The organism is Limnobacter sp. CACIAM 66H1 (assembly GCF_001601825.1).
GTDB lineage: Bacteria > Pseudomonadota > Gammaproteobacteria > Burkholderiales > Burkholderiaceae_B > Limnobacter.
On sequence record NZ_LUJK01000018.1, the window covers coordinates 1 to 19,564 of the forward strand.

18 protein-coding genes and 1 other RNA gene are annotated in these 19,564 nt (G+C 54.0%); 11 read left to right on the top strand and 8 right to left on the bottom strand.

The genetic code is table 11. The features are described from left to right. Window positions 1–1,107 (top strand): putative solute-binding protein (locus A0129_RS07020; protein WP_291713664.1); only part of this gene is annotated, 1,107 nt, incomplete at its 5' end. Window positions 1,108–1,122: 15 nt separating this feature from the next. On the opposite strand, the gene A0129_RS07025 is transcribed toward A0129_RS07020, so the two are convergent. The 5 genes from A0129_RS07025 to trxA form a co-directional block, all read right to left on the bottom strand. Next, window positions 1,123–1,623 carry a TPM domain-containing protein gene (locus tag A0129_RS07025; protein ID WP_291713666.1) on the bottom strand — a complete coding sequence of 167 codons (501 nt, stop codon included), beginning with the start codon at window positions 1,621–1,623 and terminating at the stop codon, window positions 1,123–1,125. A gap of 2 nt (window positions 1,624–1,625) precedes the next feature. Beyond that, window positions 1,626–2,495, bottom strand: coding sequence for a YgcG family protein (locus tag A0129_RS07030; protein WP_291713669.1), 870 nt, complete (start codon window positions 2,493–2,495; stop codon window positions 1,626–1,628). Further along, window positions 2,495–3,088, bottom strand: coding sequence for a LemA family protein (locus A0129_RS07035; protein ID WP_291713671.1), 594 nt, complete (start codon window positions 3,086–3,088; stop codon window positions 2,495–2,497). The genes A0129_RS07030 and A0129_RS07035 overlap by 1 nt, the downstream gene beginning before the upstream one ends. Window positions 3,089–3,186: 98 nt before the next feature. Next, complete coding sequence (gene rho / locus A0129_RS07040; protein WP_008250210.1) at window positions 3,187–4,443, bottom strand: transcription termination factor Rho; 1,257 nt, start codon at window positions 4,441–4,443, stop codon at window positions 3,187–3,189. 122 nt (window positions 4,444–4,565) lie between these two features. Beyond that, entirely contained in the window at window positions 4,566–4,895 is a 330-nt protein-coding gene (trxA, locus tag A0129_RS07045; protein WP_291713674.1) for a thioredoxin TrxA, read from the bottom strand. A gap of 183 nt (window positions 4,896–5,078) precedes the next feature. Between trxA and A0129_RS07050 the strand changes: the two genes are divergently transcribed. The 7 genes from A0129_RS07050 to A0129_RS07080 all read left to right on the top strand — a co-directional run bounded on the left by A0129_RS07050 (window position 5,079) and on the right by A0129_RS07080 (window position 15,063). Beyond that, a complete protein-coding gene (locus A0129_RS07050) occupies window positions 5,079–7,595 on the top strand; it encodes a PD-(D/E)XK nuclease family protein (protein WP_291713676.1) in 2,517 nt (838 codons plus the stop codon). Continuing rightward, window positions 7,588–10,824 carry an exodeoxyribonuclease V subunit beta gene (locus tag A0129_RS07055; RefSeq protein WP_291713678.1) on the top strand — a complete coding sequence of 1,079 codons (3,237 nt, stop codon included), beginning with the start codon at window positions 7,588–7,590 and terminating at the stop codon, window positions 10,822–10,824. The genes A0129_RS07050 and A0129_RS07055 overlap by 8 nt, the downstream gene beginning before the upstream one ends. A gap of 10 nt (window positions 10,825–10,834) precedes the next feature. Further along, window positions 10,835–10,931, top strand: an RNA gene (ffs, locus tag A0129_RS07060) — signal recognition particle sRNA small type. 35 nt (window positions 10,932–10,966) lie between these two features. Further along, window positions 10,967–12,805 carry a DNA polymerase III subunit gamma/tau gene (gene dnaX, locus A0129_RS07065; RefSeq protein ID WP_291713679.1) on the top strand — a complete coding sequence of 613 codons (1,839 nt, stop codon included), beginning with the start codon at window positions 10,967–10,969 and terminating at the stop codon, window positions 12,803–12,805. A gap of 22 nt (window positions 12,806–12,827) precedes the next feature. Continuing rightward, entirely contained in the window at window positions 12,828–13,154 is a 327-nt protein-coding gene (locus tag A0129_RS07070; protein ID WP_040512993.1) for a YbaB/EbfC family nucleoid-associated protein, read from the top strand. Window positions 13,155–13,179: 25 nt separating this feature from the next. Continuing rightward, window positions 13,180–13,815 carry a recombination mediator RecR gene (gene recR, locus A0129_RS07075; protein WP_291713681.1) on the top strand — a complete coding sequence of 212 codons (636 nt, stop codon included), beginning with the start codon at window positions 13,180–13,182 and terminating at the stop codon, window positions 13,813–13,815. A gap of 27 nt (window positions 13,816–13,842) precedes the next feature. After that, on the top strand, window positions 13,843–15,063 hold the full coding sequence (locus tag A0129_RS07080; RefSeq protein WP_291713683.1) for a CaiB/BaiF CoA-transferase family protein: 1,221 nt from the start codon (window positions 13,843–13,845) through the stop codon (window positions 15,061–15,063). A gap of 51 nt (window positions 15,064–15,114) precedes the next feature. Here A0129_RS07080 and tal read toward each other — a convergent pair whose 3' ends face one another. Then, a complete protein-coding gene (gene tal, locus A0129_RS07085; protein ID WP_291713685.1) occupies window positions 15,115–16,065 on the bottom strand; it encodes a transaldolase in 951 nt (316 codons plus the stop codon). A 129-nt stretch (window positions 16,066–16,194) separates the two neighbouring features. Here tal and A0129_RS07090 point away from each other — a divergent pair, with 129 nt between their 5' ends. Together A0129_RS07090 and A0129_RS07095 are read left to right on the top strand one after the other, a co-directional pair. Next, complete coding sequence (locus A0129_RS07090) at window positions 16,195–16,548, top strand: hypothetical protein (protein WP_291713687.1); 354 nt, start codon at window positions 16,195–16,197, stop codon at window positions 16,546–16,548. Window positions 16,549–16,551: 3 nt separating this feature from the next. Beyond that, window positions 16,552–17,055, top strand: coding sequence for a disulfide bond formation protein B (locus A0129_RS07095; protein ID WP_291713689.1), 504 nt, complete (start codon window positions 16,552–16,554; stop codon window positions 17,053–17,055). On the opposite strand, the gene A0129_RS07100 is transcribed toward A0129_RS07095, so the two are convergent. Next, entirely contained in the window at window positions 17,039–17,347 is a 309-nt protein-coding gene (locus A0129_RS07100; protein ID WP_291713691.1) for a hypothetical protein, read from the bottom strand. The two genes, A0129_RS07095 and A0129_RS07100, sit on opposite strands and share 17 nt — an antisense overlap. Before the next feature lie 148 nt (window positions 17,348–17,495). Here A0129_RS07100 and A0129_RS07105 point away from each other — a divergent pair, with 148 nt between their 5' ends. Continuing rightward, window positions 17,496–18,581, top strand: a complete 1,086-nt coding sequence (locus A0129_RS07105; RefSeq protein ID WP_291713693.1) for an HD domain-containing phosphohydrolase — start codon at window positions 17,496–17,498, stop codon at window positions 18,579–18,581. Here A0129_RS07105 and A0129_RS07110 read toward each other — a convergent pair. After that, window positions 18,578–19,549 carry an ATP-binding protein gene (locus tag A0129_RS07110; protein WP_291713694.1) on the bottom strand — a complete coding sequence of 324 codons (972 nt, stop codon included), beginning with the start codon at window positions 19,547–19,549 and terminating at the stop codon, window positions 18,578–18,580. The two genes, A0129_RS07105 and A0129_RS07110, sit on opposite strands and share 4 nt — an antisense overlap. Between the last annotated feature and the right edge of the window lie 15 nt (window positions 19,550–19,564).

A 19,564-nucleotide genomic window follows, 5' to 3' on the forward strand; every position in this document is an offset into this window, starting at 1 on the left:
CCTGTGTGCCTTGCAAACAGGAAAAAAATGATGAATGCATGTTTAAAAAACAGCCTGCGTATCGCAGCTGTTTTCAGTTTAATGATGTTGGTTTTTCTGGCCTTCCAGAACACGGCACGTGCTCAAACGGTTAGCGGTCAAGAGCCCAACATTTGCGTATTCGATTTGCTCGGTGCCAAAGGACCTATTTTTAATCTGGCTCAAGAGTACGCGCTTGAGGGCCGAAAAAACGGTTATGGCTTCAAGCCTGTGGTGTATACCAACGAATCAGTAGCTGCCAAAGACTTTGAAATTGGTGTGTGTGATGGCTTGGTGGCCACCGGTATTCGAACCCGGAAATACAACAGTTTCACCGGCAGCCTGGATGCGATTGGTGGTTTGCCCAATTACGATGCAGTGTTGTTGGCTTTGAGGTCCATGGGTAGTCCTCAGTTGCAAAGTGTGATGCAGCAAAGCGATTTTGAAGTGGGTGGTGTACTGCCTTTTGGAACTGCGTATGTGTTTGTGCGCGATCGTGAAATCAATTCCCTGGCCAAGGCCGCGGGCAAGCGAGTGGCTGCGTTGTCGCACGATGAATCCCAGCGCAGGCTGATTGAGCAGGTTGGCGCACAACCAATTTCCGCTGACGTTTCCAATTATGGTTCGATGTTCAACAATGGTGCGGTGGATATAATTGTGGCGCCCTCTATCGCCTATTCACCTCTTGAACTCTACAAGGGCCTTGGCAAGCGTGGCGCAATTATTCAGCTCCCGGTGGCCATGGTGACCTACCAAATCATTTTGCGGAAGTCGAAATTTCAGCCAGGTTCTGGCCAGAAGTTGCGTGCTTTTGTCGCACAGGAAATGCCCAAGGCCTTGGATGCGGTGAAAAAAATTGACCGGCAAATTCCAGACAAAGCCTGGCTGAAAATGAGCGAGGCTGACAAGGTGGAATACACCACCATGATGAGGGAAGCCCGAATCAGCTTGAGCAAAGATGGCGTGTATGACGGTTGCGCCTTGCGCTTGTTGAAAAAGGTGCGCTGCTCGATCGATGGCAAAGCCTCCGAGTGCAGTTTGCCTGAGGGGTACACTGTGCCCAAAAGCTGCCCAATCCAGGCGATGTAAGCTGGCACCCGATAATCAGCCAATCACAACCGGGGTGTCGGGAAGTTCATTCTTGCCACCCCCCTTGTGTGGAAAGTGTTCGATCAGTTGTTTGCTCACGGCCTCGATACAGTCCATCACCCCGGCTTCAAATTGTCCTTCCCTGAAAGCGCGTCCAACTTCCTTGCACAATTCTTCCCAATAAGCGTTGCCTACTTTGGCATGAATGCCTCGATCGGCAACGATTTCGATGGCATGGTCGGCCAACAAGACGTAAATGAGCACCCCGTTGTTCAGTTCGGTGTCCCAGACATGCAACTCGCTAAACACCTCAATGGCGCGTTCTCGAGGTGTTTGTTGCCTTAGCAAGGGTTGCAGTTCAAGCGAGCTTTCCACGGCGACCCGAATTTCCCCGGAGTGGAGCATCTCACTGGTTTTGATCGCATGGGCCAGATGATCCAGTTGTTCACGCTTAAAGATCCTTCGCACGTGGCGTTCAGCAGTCATCAGGTGTGTGTAGATTCGCTTGAAACCCATGTTTACCACCTTCCTGAGGCACCACCGCCTCCAAAACCACCGCCGCCACCGCTGAAGCCGCCACCCCCACCAAAGCCTCCGCTACTTCGGCCAAAGCCACCACGTCCGCCGCCGATACCCCCCACCGAACTCCCAAAGAGGGTAAGCAGGGCAGCTACGGCTGAGGCGAGCAGTGCAAAAATGATTACTCCTGCAAACAGCCAAGCCACCACGAACACCAAACTGCCTGTGAGCACTGCCGCCGGTAACTTGCCAATTGCTTTGCGCAAGAACCCACCCACGAACAGCGAGAGCATGAACAACACGGGTGCGATATCCTCGATGGGGTCTTTGACGCTGTTTTCCGTCGCCTGCGCTTGGGGTTCAGGCAGTGGCTCGCCTTCAATGACCCTCATCATCTGATCCACCCCGGCCGACACACCGCCCGCAATATCACCCCGGCGAAACAGAGGCACAATCACTTCTTCAATGATTCGTTTCGAAGTAATGTCGGTGAGGGCACCTTCAAGGCCATAGCCCACCTCAATGCGCAGCGCACGGTCTTGCAGGGCCACCACCAAAATTGCACCATCATCAATATTCTTGCGCCCAATTTTCCATTGTTCGGCCACGCGCAAGGCGTATTGTTCAATTGCCTCAGGTTGAGTGGTCGGCACCAGTAGCACCGCAATCTGGCTGCCTTTGCTGGCCTCAAACACCTGCAATTTTTGGATCAGCGCAACCTTCTGTTGCTGGCTCAGCGTGCCGGTGGTGTCCACCACTTGAGCGCTTAAAGGGGGCACCGGTATTTCATCGGCCCACAACAAGCCCGGTGCAAGAAGGGCGATTGCATACAGCAAAAATTGGCCGAAAGTATGACGGATGGCGATCATCACTTGGTGCCGAAGTCCACAGTGGGTGGCTTGGAAATTGCCGCTTCATTCTCAACCGTGAAGCTGGGTTTGACGTCGTAACCCATTACCATGGCGGTGAGATTATTGGGGAATGAGCGCACGGTCACATTGTAATCCTGAACCGATTTGATGTAACGGTTGCGGGCCACTGTAATCCTGTTTTCCGTACCCTCAAGCTGCGTTTGCAAATCACGAAATCCCTGGTTTGCTTTCAAATTCGGGTAGTTCTCGGTGATCAGCAACAACCGTGACAGGGCTCCGCTCAGTTCTCCTTGAGCTTGTTGAAACTTGTTGAAAGCGTCTGGGTCGTTGATCAGTTCCGGGGTGGCCTGAATTGAAGTTGCTTTTGAGCGCGCTTCAACTACCTGGGTCAGAGTTTCCTGCTCAAAATTGGCCTCTGCCTTGACTACATTTACCAGGTTGGGCACCAGGTCGGCCCGGCGCTGATACTGGTTCAACACTTCTGCCCAGGCTGCTTTCACTTGTTCGTCATTGGTTTGAATGGTGTTATATCCGCAGCCGCTGAGAGCCAGCGCAAACATCAGGGTGAACAGAGAGAAAACGCGATTCATGTGAACGCTCCTTAGTGGGGTGGGTTGACTGATTGTGCAATTAAAAAAGCCCATGGTGCAACTGCAGCATGGGCTTTGCTTTGAAAAGATGATCCGCTTTACTTCTTCATCATCTCGAAAAATTCTGCGTTGTTTTTCGTTTGACGGATCTTGTCCATCAGGAATTCCATCGCAGCAATTTCGTCCATGTCGTGCAGCAAGCGGCGCAGTACCCAAATCTTCTGCAGCAGATCGGGCTTGATCAGCAGTTCTTCGCGGCGTGTGGAAGAACGGTTGATGTTGATGGCCGGGTACACACGTTTTTCGGCCATACGGCGTTCCATGTGAATTTCCATGTTACCGGTGCCCTTGAATTCTTCGTAAATCACTTCATCCATGCGGCTGCCAGTGTCTACCAGTGCAGTTGCGATGATTGTGAGCGAACCACCTTCTTCAATGTTTCGGGCGGCGCCGAAGAATCGTTTGGGGCGGTGCAGGGCGTTGGCATCTACACCACCGGTCAGCACCTTGCCAGAAGACGGCACGACGGTGTTGTACGCACGGGCCAAACGGGTAATGGAATCGAGCAGGATGACGACATCGCGCTTGTGCTCAACCAGTCGCTTGGCCTTTTCAATCACCATTTCTGCAACCTGCACGTGGCGGGTCGCGGGTTCATCGAATGTGGAGGCGATCACTTCGCCACGCACGGAGCGCATCATTTCCGTTACTTCTTCGGGGCGTTCATCGATCAGCAACACAATCAAGGTGATGTCGGGGTGATTGGCGGTGATTGCGTGGGCAATATGCTGCAGCATCACGGTTTTACCTGATTTCGGCGGGGCTACCAGCAAACCTCGCTGGCCCTTGCCAATGGGTGCCACCAGGTCAATGATACGGCCCGTGTTGTTCTCTTCACCGCGCATGTCGCGTTCCAGCTTCAATGGCTGGTTGGGGTGCAGCGGCGTCAGGTTTTCAAACAGAATTTTGTGTTTGCTGGCCTCAGGCGCTTCGCCGTTGACCTTGTCCACTTTCACCAGCGCAAAATAACGCTCACCGTCTTTCGGGGTGCGTACCTCACCTTCAATGCTGTCACCCGTATGCAGGTTGAAGCGGCGGATCTGGCTGGGGGAAATGTAAATGTCGTCCGGGCTGGCCAGATAGGAAGTTTCCGGTGAGCGCAGGAAGCCAAAGCCATCCGGCAATACTTCGAGCACGCCGTCACCAAAAATTTGTTCGCCGTTTTTGGCACGTTTTTTCAGGATTGCGAACATCAATTCCTGCTTGCGCATGCGGTTGGCGTTTTCAATTTCGAGGCCACCAGCCACTTCAAGCAGGGCAGAGACGTGTTGCGTTTTGAGTTCAGATAGATACATGTTTGGCTATTTGTGTAGGTGGCGAACGCCGCGAGGTAAACAGGTTAACGAAGGGTGGGGGTTGTGCTGCAGTGAGGGGGTTCGATGCCCGGCACACGCCGGGCTACTCAATCAATATTGTATTACAGGTGGCTGTCGATAAAAGCAGCCAGCTGTGATTTGGACAACGCGCCTACTTTCGTAGCCACCACTGCACCATTCTTGAACAACATCAAGGTTGGAATGCCGCGGATGCCGTACTTGGCGGGTGTTTCCGAGTTTTCGTCGACGTTCATCTTGGCGATTTGCAGTTTGCCCTGGTATTCAGAGGACAAATCATCAAGAATTGGCGCGATCATTTTGCAAGGACCACACCATTCAGCCCAATAATCCACCAGCACTGGGCCGTCGGTTTTCAAAACATCGCTGTCGAAAGATGCGTCACTGACGTGTTTGATCAGGTCACTGCTCATTTAAATCCTCAAGTGGGTAATTGCTTTGGAGGGTATTCACAAAGCATGTCCGGGTGATTAAAGCACACGCGCAGACCATGAAAGTTCTTCATTTAAGAAAATGCTATTCTGAATGGTACAGCGAAATCGAACTGAAACACAAACCCGTGCTCGTTTTAATTGACTTAACAACACATACACGCTTTGACCCTACACCCCGTTTCCATCGATCCTTTTCAAGGCACTCCTTTTGCCAAGGCCTTTGACTGGCTGAACCAATCGGGTCTTGAGGCCGGGCGAGTCTTGTGGATCATGCCCCGAATCGAGACGGTGGGTGGCTTTAAACAACTTTGGGCGCAGCACCATGCTGGCCGGGCCACACTGGGGCCCTGGATTCAAACCGCAGACCGTCTGAGCCAGCCTGCAGCCCTTGGTCCCTGGTTGACCCTGCAAGCTGATTTGGTGGGGGTGTTGCGACAATTGCCTCTGCTAAGTGGTGGGTCATCGCCCTCGCAATTGTGGGGTTTGGCACAGGAATATCTGGAGTTGGCGTTGCGACAGGTGTTGGTGCAAAAACGCAACACCAGCGCGCTGGTTCAATATTCAGAGAACAATGCTTTCGCCGCTGAAGAGGCCCAAGTGGTGGCCACACTGGCTCAAACCTACGCCAGCGAGCTGATGAACCTGCTGCCCAAACCAACCGAACCGGGGGGGCAGCCGCCTGAGCAGGTAGTGTGGTTTGACGACGGCGAGACGGTGCCTGGCTTGTGGCTTGAGCAGTTTTATCCCGAGGTTCCGGTGAAAGTTTTCAAGCTTGCCAACATTGAGGGGGCGCAACCCTGGCAAATTCTGGGGGCGAAGCGTTTTGAAGGCCAGAACAGTCCAGTGGCGTTGCAAGTGGCCCCCGACGAAACCACACAGGCCCAGCAAGCCGCGCATCAAATTCTGAGTTGGTTGCGCGAAGACCCGGCCAGCGAAATTGCAGTCGCTGTGCTTGATCGTTTGGCTGCACGCCGCATGGTCGCGCTGCTCGCTGATGTCGGTGTGTCGGTGGATGACCGCACCGGTTGGCGTTTGTCCACATCCAATGTGGCTGGCTGGTTTGACCAGCTGTTGCAACAGTTTGCTGAGCAAGGCGAGCTCACGGCCATCGCCCAGCCTTTCTCAGGTTTGCCTATCGAACAAACAGAGCCTTGGGCTTTTGGTAAAACAGGGAGCCGGTACACGCTGGCGCGGTGGGCTTGTGCCTTTTTGGGCCTGTTCGAAAAACATGGTTTGAACGAAGCCTTGGGGCCAGATGAGGCGGGGCAACAACTTTTGACCGTGTTGGGTTTGATGCAGCGGGTGCCCGCACAGACCGAATTTGACGCACAGGAATTTCTGGCGGCCTGGCGCAGTTGGGCTGAGTCACAGCGTTTTCGTCCGCTGGACATTGAGAGCCCCGTACGCATGGTGCCCTTGCTGAGCACGCGCATGCGGCAATTCAGCCGCGTGTTGGTCTTGGGTTGCGCACAATCGCATTTTCAAGAGAGCCCACCCGGTTTGTTGCCGCCTGCTGTGGCGCAGGAACTGGGTTTTCCCGGCCCGCGCCTGGCACGCATACAAAAAATATCCGCCCTGTACGAATTGCTGTTGTACAGCGATGAGGTCACCTTGGTACACAGTGCTCAGGTGGCTGGCAAACCAGAGATGTTGTTGCCCGAATTGATGTGGCTGGATATTGTGTTGCGAGATGCTGAAAGCCATTCGGAACATTGGTCCACAAAGTGGTATCGCGCACCGGGCAATTGTGAAATTGAAGTGCGCGAAACGCCCGAGCAGGCTTTGCAACTGACTGCCCTGAGCGATTTGGGCTCAATACCGGATTCACTCAAGGTCACAGCGCTGGACGACTGGAAGGCCTGCCGCCTCCGCTTTGGTTTGAAACACGCTTTGCCCTGGCCTGCCCAGCGTAATGAGAGCGCCATGCGCTACGAACAGCTGCGCGGAATTTTTGTGCACAAGGTGCTGGAGAAAACCGCGCAGCATATGGCTTTGCCAGGTCAGCCCGTGAACCAACTACAAGCGTGGAAGCAGGCCTTGCTGGACCATGCCCAGTGGGTGTGGGACAAGCTCGAACTGGACGATCGTGCGACGGTGTACCCGTTTCTGAAATTTTTTGATCAAATCGTGCCGCGCCTTGCTGGTAAATTGATGGAACGTCAAATTCAGGGCTGGCAATTCAAGGGAGCAGAGCAGCAACTTGAACACACCCTGGTGCTTCAACCGAGCGGTGCTACCCTCACATTGAAAGGCCGTGTTGACAGGCTGGATTTCCGGGGCGATGCACTGGCCATCGCCGACATTAAATTCACCAACCCGGCTGTCTTGAAAAGACGATTGGAAGACCCTTTAAGCCAGCCTCAATTGCCTGCCTATCAGGCCATGTTGAACAACCCAGGTGCGCGGCTTGATTTTCTGGGCTTGCACAAGGACAAGGTGGATTGGGTCAGTTTTCCGCCTTTGGATGATGAGCACCGTGAACAGGGTTTTCAGTCTTGGGGCGAGGTGTTGATCAGTGAACTGTCCAGTGAACTGGATTTGTTTTTTGAAGGCCGGGCGGTATGGCAAGCCAACCCGGGCGATGCCTGCGAATACTGCGATGTGCGCGGCGTGTGCAGGCCTGAAACTCACCCTTTGTTTAATGATGGCGTGGCTGGCGACGAGGGCGACGATGAGTAAATTCACCTCGATTGCCTGCGACCCCGCCAACAGCGTTGTTGTGGAGGCTTGTGCGGGCAGTGGTAAAACCTGGTTGTTGACCGCACGCCTGTTTCGTTTGCTGTTAAGTGGTGCAAGGCCTGATCAAATTTTGGCGATTACCTTCACCCGCAAAGCCGCACAGGAAATGCAGGAACGCCTGTTTGGCTTATTGCGTGAATGTGCCTTGTTGAGTGACGACAAGCTGAGCGTTTTGTTGACCGAACGTGGTGCCGTGGCCAATCAGGCAAACCTGAATAAAGCGCGTGAACTGGCGGGAGAGGTGTTGACCAATTCACGGGGGGTGACCATTGACACCTTTCACGGCTGGTTCGCATCGTTGTGCCAAATGGCACCCTTGGCCAGTGGCTTTTCAAGGCAAAGTGAACCCACCGATCAAACCGAGTTCTGGATGGACATGGCCATTGATGTGTTCACCGCCAATTTGTTGAATGATCAATCGGAATTGCTGCCAGCCTTTGACACGCTGGCCTCACAAATGGACCGCGCGGTGGTGCGTCAGGTATTGCAGCATGCGCTCAGCAATCGTGTGGCTTGTAGTTTGTGGTTGGGCAACAGCGATGCGCCGCCATTGAACACGGTGTTTGGCATTGATGAAGGCGAGCAATGGCCTGTTGAGGTGTTGAACAACAAGCATTATCTGGATCAATGGCAACAGGCTGCACGGTGGCTGTCCTTGGGCACAGCCAAGCAACAGGGCCATGCTATAGACATTGAAAAGGCGCTGACTGCGCTGCGCGAGGGCGCTGACGCAGCAGAGGTATTTGATCAGTTGAAAGCGGTTTGTTTGACTGCAAAAAATGAACCGAGCAAAAACTTTTTCAAGATCACCGCAGGGCAGAAAACTGCAGTGGACGAAACACTGTATGTGCAAACCCTTGAAGGTCTGGCCCTGAAAACTGCACAGGCTTTGCAACTTGAAAAAGACCAGCTTGATATGCAGGCCACAGCTGCTTTGGCGCAATTGATTGAGCCGCTGTTTGACACGTACAAATCAATCAAGCTTGAGCAGGGTTTGTGCGATTTCGATGACCTTGAAGCGACCGCATTGCGCATGTTGATGAATGATGAACAGCGTGCTTACATGCAGCAAAAACTGGACACGCGTGTGCGTCATTTGCTGGTCGATGAATTTCAAGACACCAATCCGGTGCAGTGGAATATCTTGAAACTCTGGTTGCAAGACTACAGTGGTGATGACAAGCCCAGTGTGTTTTTGGTGGGAGATCCGAAGCAATCAATTTACCGTTTTCGACGGGCGGAGGCCCGATTGTTCAACCACGCGCGCGCTTGGCTGGTTGAAAACTTCGCAGCCAAAACTTTGGAATCGGATTCAACACGGCGGTGTGCGCAGTCTGTGGTTGATGTGGTCAATACCGTGTTTGAGCCGGGGCAAACGCGGGGGCAAACTGCCTTTCGCACACACACCAGTTTGGCTGGGAAAAGTGAATCAACGCTGAGTGGCTTGAATGTGTATCCCAAGCTGCTCAAAGAAGACGAAGGCCCGGATGAAGCGCAGCGCGTGGTGAACACCCTGCAACACTGGCTGAAAAACGGATGCATCAAGCATTTGAGTGAAGTGATGGTGTTGGTGCGCGCCCACAAAAGTGGTGTACCCCTCATGGCTGCCCTGCGTGAGGCTGGCCTGGCTTACACCATCAAAGACAAAGGCGAGCGTTATACCTCCCCGGTGTGGTCTGACACCATCGCCTTGCTTGGTTTTTTAAATGATCCACATGCCAATCTGTACTTGTTGCAGTTGTTGCGTTGCCCACTCATTGGTCTTTCTTCCCCGCAATTTCAGACGCTGATACAGGCCGGCAAAACAAGCAAGACCACTACGGTGTGGAGCACCCTCGAGGTGTTGGCAGGCAAGGGTGAATGGCCTTGGGCGAACCTGCATGCGCAATTGTCAGAATGGCTGCGCATGGCGCGCGCCTTGCCGCTGTTTGAAACACTTTCAAAGGTGGTCACTGATACAGGTGCCTCTGAAAAATACTTGAATTGTGCGTCACCGCGCCAGCGGGTCATGATGGCTGAGCACTGGGATTGGTTGAAAGCTTGGGCACTGGGTTTGAACAAGGGGCGTTTTCCAAGCCTGCAGCACGCTTTGGATGAGGCGGTGAAACTGCAAACCTATGCCAGCTCCGACAGCGAAGGCGCAGCCAACAACCCCGATGTGCTGCGCATCATGACCGTACATTCCGCCAAGGGTCTGGAGGCAAACCATGTGTGGCTGTTCGATGCCAATTCCTCGCCCAAACCCGGTGGAAGCAATGCAGGTTTGCTGATCGATTGGGCTTTGGGTGAATCGCACCCCAGCGCAGTCACAGTGATGGGCAACCTGAACAACCCGAGCCCTGGCCGCGCGGCTGCGCAAACGATTGAACAGCAAGCCTATGTCGATGAAGAGGACCACTTGCTGTATGTGGCATTGACCCGGGCCCGGTATTCCATTCATTTGAGTGGCAGTGAAAAACGCGGCGCAAGCAAGGGGTGGTACGAGCGCTTGTCGCCTTTCGCCACCCAGGTCCATGAAAACTGGCCTGTGCCTGAAAGCTCCCGGCACACTACCGTGCCGGGGCCGGCACAAACAGAATTGACTGGCTTGTTTGACCCGCCCGCGGTGTGGGTTCGTCCTCAATTTCCGGTGCTCAAGGCGTTGAACACGCCGGTGGGCAAGGTGGTACCCCGATTAACCTCACCTGAACTGCGCAAAGGTACGGCTTGGCATGCCGCGCTGGAATGGGTCGATGAATTGAAAGACATGTCGTTCGACGTTTGGTGGGCGCAGGTGCAGTTGCGTTGCGAGTCCGTATTCCAGCGTTTGCAGGACGATGAATTGTCGCATGTGCAGCAAGCCTGCCAGTTGCTGGTCAACAAATCGGATTTGCAGCCCTGGTTGCAAGGGGCAAAGGCCAACAAGAATCGGGTGTTCAATGAACTGGAGTGGGTGTTGGGCGATGGACGGTCGCTGCGGGCTGACCGGGTGCTCGAGTTGCCCGACCGTTTTCTGGTGCTTGACTACAAATGGGCTGTTAATTCAGACAATTTGGAAGGCTATACCCGGCAAGTGATTGAATACGTGGGTTTAGTTGACCTCACGTTGAACAAGGGCAACAAGCCTGTCCCCACACAAGCTGCACTGATTGACCGGCACGGCGAAGTTCACTGGCTGACTTCGGTGTAGAATTCAGTCTGGCGGGCCTCCCCGCATGGCGTAGCGGCCAACCTGGTCAGGTCCGGAAGGAAGCAGCCACAACCGTGAAGTCAGTGCCGGGGTTCTGGCTCGCCTCTTAATTTGTTGGACCCAACTGCTGGACCCAATCTGAATGAATCAAACCGTATCTCAGGCTTTGGCACGAAAATGGCGACCGCGAGACTTTGATTCGCTGGTGGGCCAGGCCCATGTGGTCAAAGCCCTCTCCCACGCACTCGACAATCAACGCCTTCATCATGCCTACCTGTTCACGGGAACCCGTGGTGTGGGCAAAACCACCATTGCCCGAATTTTGGCCCGCGCCGTGAACTGCGAGCAGGGCATTGGCCGCACGCCTTGTGGGAAGTGCCAGGCCTGTGTGGAAATCAGCCAAGGTCGTTTTGTCGATTTGCTGGAAGTGGATGCAGCCACCAACACGCGCGTGGATGAGATGCGTGCCCTGCTCGAGAACGCCATGTATGCGCCTACCGCAGGCCGCTACAAGGTGTATGTCATCGACGAAGTGCACATGCTGTCCACCAGTGCGTTCAACGCCATGCTGAAAACGCTGGAAGAGCCACCAGGCCATGTGTTGTTTATTCTGGCCACGACCGACCCGCAAAAAATACCGGCCACAGTCTTGTCGCGTTGCCTGCAGTTCGCCTTGCGTCAATTGCCGCCCGACCAGCTCGCAGACCACCTGGCTCACATTCTTTCCGAGGAACAAATTGCCTTTGAGCCGGGTGCGCTGCGCCTCTTGGCCAAGGCCGCGCGCGGCAGTGTACGTGATGCGCTGTCGCTGACCGACCAGGCCATTGCTTACAGCGCGGGCCATGTGGGTGAGGAAACCGTTCGAACCATGCTGGGCGCCGTGGATCAGCAAGTGGTGCACCAGTTATTGCAAGCCTTGGCTGTTGGCGATGCCAAGGCATTGCTTGAATTGAGCAATGCGCTGGCCACAGCCAGTGCGCCTTTTGGTGCCATTCTAGATGAACTGGCCGCCGTTGCTTACCGGCTTTCGGTGGCGCACTTTGCGGGCGGCCTTGATTCCGAAGACCCTGACCAGGCTGCGTTGCAGCACCTGCAAGCTGCCTTTGGTGCTGAAGACCTGCAATTGATTTATCAAATTGCCACACATGCTCGGGCTGAATTGCACCTGGCCCCAGAGGAATCCATCGGGTTTTCCATGGCCTTGATCCGCATGCTGGCCTTCAAGCCAGGTGGGCACAGCGCTGTGACGCGTTCTGCACCCTTGGCTCCAGCAGCCATCAAAGCGACCGTTCCCCTGTTGGCTGCCAAACCCGCTGCGGCTAAGCCAGTGGTGGCTGCTGTGCCTGCAATGCCTGTTGAGGTTCCCGCTGAGGTCCCTGCTGCGCCTGTCATGGAGTCGATCACACCCAAGGGCCCATCGCCTGTGCTTGTGGAGGAATTCGATGAGTCCCCGCCGTGGGACACAGCCGATGATTTGCCGGTGGCTCAATCAAAACCTGTCGTGTCTGCATCCGCAACCGCATCCGAATTCAAGCCGCAACCGGTTTATATCCAGTCGGCCAGCGGCGATTTGCCCAGTGCTGCCAACTGGCCGCAAGTATCCCAGGAAGTTCCTGCCAAAGGTTTAACACGACAGGCACTGGTACAGGCCGAACTGGTCGAGGCCAGCCGTGATGGCGAAGTGCTGCAAATTGTGTTGCGCACAGCGATCAAGGCTTACACCGAACCCAGCATGGTGACCCGTCTGGAGGGTGCGCTGGGCCAATACTATGGAACTGCCGTGCGTTTGCAAATGCAGTTTGGCGAGGCGCAGCAAACCGCACACGCAGTTCAAAGTGAAACCCGCAGGCAAGCTCTGGAAGGGGCCAAGCTGGCTTTACAGGAAGATCCGTTTTTAAAAGACATTCAGAACTTGATGGGCGCAACTGTGGTCTCAGGTTCAGAACGCACGCTGAGCAACACAGGCCCAGCCGACATTTGACAGGAGAGATTTCGACATGAACATGATGAAAGGCCAACTGGCCGGCTTGATGAAACAAGCCCAGCAAATGCAGGAAAAGATGGCCAAAATGCAGGCCGAGATTGGTGCGCTTGAAGTGGAAGGGCAATCGGGCGGTGGCATGGTGAAAGTGGTGATGACCTGCAAGCATGACTGCAAGCGCATTACCATTGACCCATCGCTGTTGGGCGAAGACAAGGACATGCTGGAAGACCTCGTGGCCGCGGCCTTTAACGATGCAGTGCGCAAGGCCGAAGCCACCATGACTGAAAAAATGTCCTCAGTCACGGCCGGTTTCCCAATGCCTCCCGGCTTCAAAATGCCATTTTAATTAATACCCATGATAATTAATACCCATGAGCCGTTCCGCGTTTGACGCCTTTGATGGCCTCGACCCCTTGGTTGATCTGGTGCGGGCGCTCAAGCGTTTGCCCGGCGTGGGGCCGAAGTCTGCGCAACGCCTGGCTTTTCATTTGTTGCAAAATGATCGTCAAGCTGCGACTGCGCTTGGCGAATCACTGCTGAAAGCGGTGGCGGAAATACGCCACTGCAGCATGTGCAACAACTTTTGTCATGCGGATGTGTGCTCTATTTGCAGCGACACCCGCCGCAATCCGGGTTTGTTGTGTGTGGTTGAAACACCTGCAGACCTCGCTGCCATTGAGGCCACGCAAACCTATCGCGGTTACTACTACGTGCTGATGGGCAGGGCATCGCCCCTGGACGGAGTGCGCCCTGAGTCCTTGGACTGGCCAAAGCTTAGCCAACGCCTGGACGACAGCGAGGTCAAAGAAGTCATTCTGGCCACCAACTTCACCAACGAGGGTGAGGCCACAGCCGTGTTTCTCACCGATCGAATTCGCCGAATGGCATTGAAAGTAAGTCGCCTTGCCCGTGGTGTGCCCATTGGCGGTGAGCTTGAATACACCGACCCCAGCACCGTGGCGCGGGCTTTGTTGGACCGCCGTCAGTTGGGCTCTGACCCGGAATAACTCTTTTATTTTTGCCAGCGGCTTTCCATGACCAATCCTTCTGAGCAATCTTCCACCACCAACCTTGGTCCTTTGGCAGGCATCCGTGTGCTTGAATTGGGGTCACTGATTGCCGGGCCTTTTGCGAGCCGAATGCTTGGCGAATTTGGTGCCGAAGTCATCAAGGTTGAAACCCCGGGCAGTGGCGATCCGATTCGCAAATGGCGCGTGCTGCACGAGGGCAATTCCCTGTGGTGGGCTGTGCAGGCCCGCAACAAGAAATCAATTACCCTGAATTTAAAAGCCGAAGAAGGGCTGGCTGTATTGCGCAAGCTGATCGAAAGCGCCGACATGCTGGTGGAAAATTTCCGCCCAGGCCAACTCGAAAAGTGGGGCTTGAGTCCCGAACAACTGCAGGCCATGAACCCGGGCCTGATTGTGGTTCGCTTGAGCGGCTATGGTCAAACTGGCCCCTACAAAGACCGCCCCGGTTTTGGTGCGATTGCGGAATCGATTGGGGGCATGCGGTTTTTAAGCGGTGACACTGATCGCCCACCAGTGCGTGTGGGGATTTCGATTGGCGATTCACTGGCTGGTTTGCATGCGGTAATTGGCGCGCTGTTGGCTTTGCAACACCGCCACAAAACAGGCAAGGGGCAGGTTGTGGACGTGGCCCTGTACGAGTCGGTGTTTAACATGATGGAAAGCCTGTTGCCTGAATATGACTTTGCAGGTGTGGTGCGCAAGCGCTCGGGGGCCAGCTTGCCAGGCATTGTGCCGTCGAACACCTACACTTGCGGATGCGGCGGATTCATTGTGATTGGTGGCAATGGTGATGCCATTTTCAAGCGCCTGATGGTGGCAATTGGTCGAAGCGATTTCGCGGAGAACCCTGACATGGCCAGCAACGATGGCAGAGTTCGCCACACCGAGTTGATTGACAACACCATTGCCCAGTGGTGCAAGGAACGCAGCATTGATGAGGCACTTGAGGTGCTCGAAAACGCCGACGTGCCAGTCAGCAAAATTTACAGCATTGAAGACATTGTGCGCGACCCGCAATTTGCTGCACGCGGCATGATTGAAGAACATGCCTTTGGCGATGACCGTACTTTGAAAGTGCCGGGCATTGTGCCCAAGCTAAGCGACACGCCGGGGCAAACCCGTTGGCTTGGGCCCAAGCTGGGTGAGCACAACGAGCAAGTGTTGGCGGGACTGGGTTATTCGGCTGAAGAGATTCAGCAGATGAAGGATGGTGGGGTGATTTGAATTGTGGGGAGTTGATGCGATGCTGCTGCAAATCTGCGCCTCACCAACACCTCACGCTTTCAACAACCCATCCAGCGTAACCGAATCTTTCACAAATGCCCGAATGCCTTCCGCCAGTTTCTCAGTGCCCATGGCATCTGCATTCAGTTCAAAGCGAAAAGCCGCTTCGCCGTCGGGGAATGTTTCACGTGGCTGTGCAAGTGCCCAATCAATGCCCAAGTCAACCTTCAGTGGTGCATCGTCCGCCCGCAGCTCAGCCAACAATTCAGGGCTGATGGTGAGCAGGTCGCAACCCGCAAGCGCCTTGATTTGTCCTGCATTGCGAAAGCTGGCCCCCATCACTTCCGTGCGAATTTCATTCTGTTTGTAATAGGCATAAATGCGGCGTACCGATTGCACGCCGGGGTCGTTCACGCCCGCATTGGCCGCCTCATCCCAATTGCTGCCGACCGATTTTTTGTACCAGTCATAAATTCGACCCACAAAAGGTGAAATCAATTGAACACCGGCTTTGGCGCAAGCATGCGCCTGAATGGGCGAGAACAGGAGTGTGAGGTTGCAATGAATACCCTCGGCTTCAAGAATCCTGGCTGCTTGAATACCCTCCCAGGTGGAGGCGATTTTGATCAACAGGCGTTTTTCAGTATCGATACCTTCGGCTCGGTACAGGGATACGATTCGCTTGGAGCGGGCAATGGTGGCCTCCGTGTCGAAGCTTAGCCTTGCGTCCACTTCCGTTGAAACACGACCAGGAATGATTTTCAGGATTTCAGTGCCGAATGCCACCAGCAGACGATCCGTTTGCAGTTCAAGCGGCTCATGGCCATACGCAATCTTGATCTGCTCCAGCAGTGGCAAATATTGTGGTTTTTGAACTGCTTTTAAAATCAGCGACGGGTTGGTGGTGGCGTCTTGGGGAAGAAAGGCGGCCATGGCCTGAAAATCACCCGTATCAGCCACCACAGTGGTGGCTTGTTTCAATTGTTCTAATGCGTTGCTCATGTCTTGATGGTTGTGAAAATTCAACGAAGTACGCTTCAGTATAGGCTTTTAAGGCATTTATTTGATCAATGAAATAGTATCCTTTGAACAGGAATAAAAAAAACACAACAAACTCAATGAGTACTTGCCATGTATTCTGAACAAGAATTGGAACAACAACCCTTGATTGATGATGATCAATGGGGACGCCTCGAGAATGAACTGGGGCTTGAAATGCTGCAGGAGTTTGCAGCGGAGTTTTTTGAGGAAACCCGCGAAATCTGGTTCGTACCCGGTTTCGATCCTTTTTCGATGGATGAGAAGGCATTTAAATCGATGGCACACCGCAGCGCGGGCGCGGCGGGCACTATCGGCTTTAAAAAACTGAGGTTTGCTTTTCTGTGCATGGAGCACAACCCGCTGGGGGAGGCAACTCTGCGTTACTTGTCAGCCATGGGTGCCGTTTTTCAATCGACCCAGGACTGGGTTAAAAGCAAACAATAAATCATGCAATATTCTTCAGCACGACCCTGGGCAGGCCTTGGCCTGGCAATAAGTCTTGGTGCGCTGGGTGCAGCACTTTTCTTTCAAATCAGCAAAGAATGGTTTCCATGCCCTTTGTGCATCATTCAGCGTTATGCCTACATTGCAACTGCCCTGGGTTTTCTTGGCATTGCTTTGACCAGCCGAAAGAGCATGTGGTCAGCGGTGTTCGTGATGTTGGCGCTGCTTGGCTTTGCAGGCGGTGCGGGTGTGGCTTTCTACCATGTGTGGGTGTTGTCCAACCCGGCTCAGACCTGTGGCGTAGACCCGTTACAAAACACCTTGAATGCATTGCCCTGGGTGCAGTACTGGCCAGATATGTTCATGGCCGACGGTTTGTGTACCGATGACTACCCTCCCCTGTGGGGCCTGTCATTGCCCATGTGGAGTGGGTTGGGTTTTCTGGCGCAAGGCCTTGTGCTGTTGATCGCCGTTCGTACCAGGCAGTACGTTAAAGGCTCATGGTGATTGGGTTGGCCAGGGTCACCCAGTTTTGGGTACTTTGGCTGGCCTGCTGTTTTCTTTCCAGGTTTTCCATGTAACCCAGCAAGGTACCCAAGGCGTCCATTGCATATGGGTTTCTGCTTTGCCGCACTGCGTTCAATACCACTGCCAAAGCGTCATCAAGGTTGACATCGCTCTCCTGCAATGGAGCTGCCATTTGAAGCTCAACAGTTTCCGGAAAGCGGAAGTCGTGTTTGGGTGTGGCATCTAATTGTATGGCTTGCATGGTGGTGAACCCGAAGATGAATTGCTTCAAGAATCTCACCTTTGCCTGGGTGCCCACTTCCTGAATAAAGCGATTTTTTTCATCCAGTTCAGCGTATCCCTGAAATGGACTCCACCGATCGGGCGATCATTTTTCGGGCAACTTATTCGTTAAGAAGCAGACGAAGAGGAGTCTGCCCATGTTGATCAATATCTCAGATGCCAAGGTGGTACAACCGTTGTTGCAACGGAAGTCGCTGTCACCCGAGCATTTGTATCTTTATTCCGGCAAGCATTACAACCCGGCCACACGATTGGCAGGTGAAAGCCTGGTTGCCTTGGAAACCGAACTGACTCAATCCACATTGCTGTACCTCCAGGCGCAGGACTTGTTTGAAGAGCTGGACTGTTGTTACAAGGTGCTGTCCAAAGCCTTGGTGGATGAAGAACCAGAGACTTTTGTCCTGGTGATGGACGAACTCGCTGAGCGGTTCAAGCACATCGCCATTCATCATTTTGACCTGGCTTATGCTTATCTCGCCTGGCACACGGCGGATGATTACCCAGTGATGCACCACATGTTGGTGGCTTTGACCCTGTTTCGAGTGGGTTTGTGTAGCGACCGGTTTTCAGAGGCCGAGTTGACCTCACATTTGAAAGCTGCATTGACCATGAACATCAGCATGTTGACCTTGCAGGCGCGTTTGCGGGCTCAAACTGAACCGTTGTCACGAGATCAGCGGGAAACCATCCGCAAACATCCGGAGCAAAGCGCCAACAAGTTGAAGTTGCTGGGTGTCAAGGATGACATCTGGATTGAATCCGTACGCATGCATCATGAGCTGCCCGATGGTTCCGGTTATCCCAATCAGATACCGAACAACAATGTGGGCTCTGTGCTGTTGAGTGTGTGCGATTCCTTCAATGCAAGAATGGCCCAGCGTGATTACCGCAGCAACTTTACAGCGGAACAGGCCGTGAAAGACCTGTTCGCGCATGCAGATCATCTGTATAGCTGTTTCACGGCCATTATTCTTGAGGAGTTGGGAATATATCCGGCTGGCAGCCTGGTGCAACTGACTGGCAGTCAAATTGGTTGCAGCCTGATTCGAGGTGAGACCGCGATCAGCCCGGTGGTGTTGGTGTTTCGCAATTTGCCCAGCCCCGGACCGGGGGTCGCGTTGGTCGACACTTCAAGCGATGGCAATAAAGTGCGCAATGCTTTGCCCAGGCGCGACCTTGGCAAACTGCCCAGCCTGCTGGAGTTGCTGTCCAAGGTGGTTTAAATACGTCCGTGATCCGGCAACTGCAGACTGGCGACGGTTTGGTTGCCCACGCGGTTCAGCATGAGGATCATGTGATGTCGAGAGGCAATACGCTCGGCTGTGGCCAGGCCAATGCCTTCTCCTTCAAATTCATCATTGCCGTGCATGCGGTGAAACAGTTGAAATTTCTGGGCGTCGTGCGTGTCCGAGAAGCCCACGCCGTTGTCGATAATCTCAAGGTTGCTCGGGCTGCTTTGCCGAATGATGATTTTTGGAGAGTCGACCGGCTTGGAGAATTTCACCGCGTTGTCGATCAGTTCTTTGAATGCTTTCATCATCAGGGGCCTGTCAAAGCGCCATTTGCCCTGAACCTGAATTTCAATCGGCACCGGTGAAAAGTCAAAGTGCTCGTTGACCACCTGCACCAGTGTGTCGTGCAGGTCATGAAGTTGAACATTCAATGGACATACGCCAAGGCGCAAGTATTCAATCAGAGCGTCCAGTAACACACCCATTCGCTTGCCGTTCCGGCGAATTTCTTCCAGGGATTTGCTCGCCTCAGGTGGCGCGTTCTCGCCAAGATCGTCAGCCAGGAAAAAGGAATAGGCGTCAATGGCGCGAAGCGGTGCCCGAAAGTCGTGGGCAATGGTGCCAGACAACCAGTTCAACTGGCTGAGCAAATCATTGTTCTCTTTCAGTTGCCGCTGGGTTTCAATGTCGACACTAAGATTGAGCTGCCCCAGCGTTTCTTTCAAGCTGTCAATTTCAGACTGTCGTGCGGCCAACGCCTGTTCATGCGAATTCCGGGTTTCTCTTAGCAGTTCGTTCGCAAGGGCCTGCTGGCGTTTCATTTCGCTGCGAAGTTTGCTGGACAATAATTCCAGCGCGGCCTGTTTGCTGCGCAGGTCGTTGAGTTCAAGTTGTTGGCTTGCTACCTGCTCGGGTGTCAGCAGCCGTTGGCCGGTAACAAAAGACAGCAGTTTGAGCAACAGGCGCAGCACGTG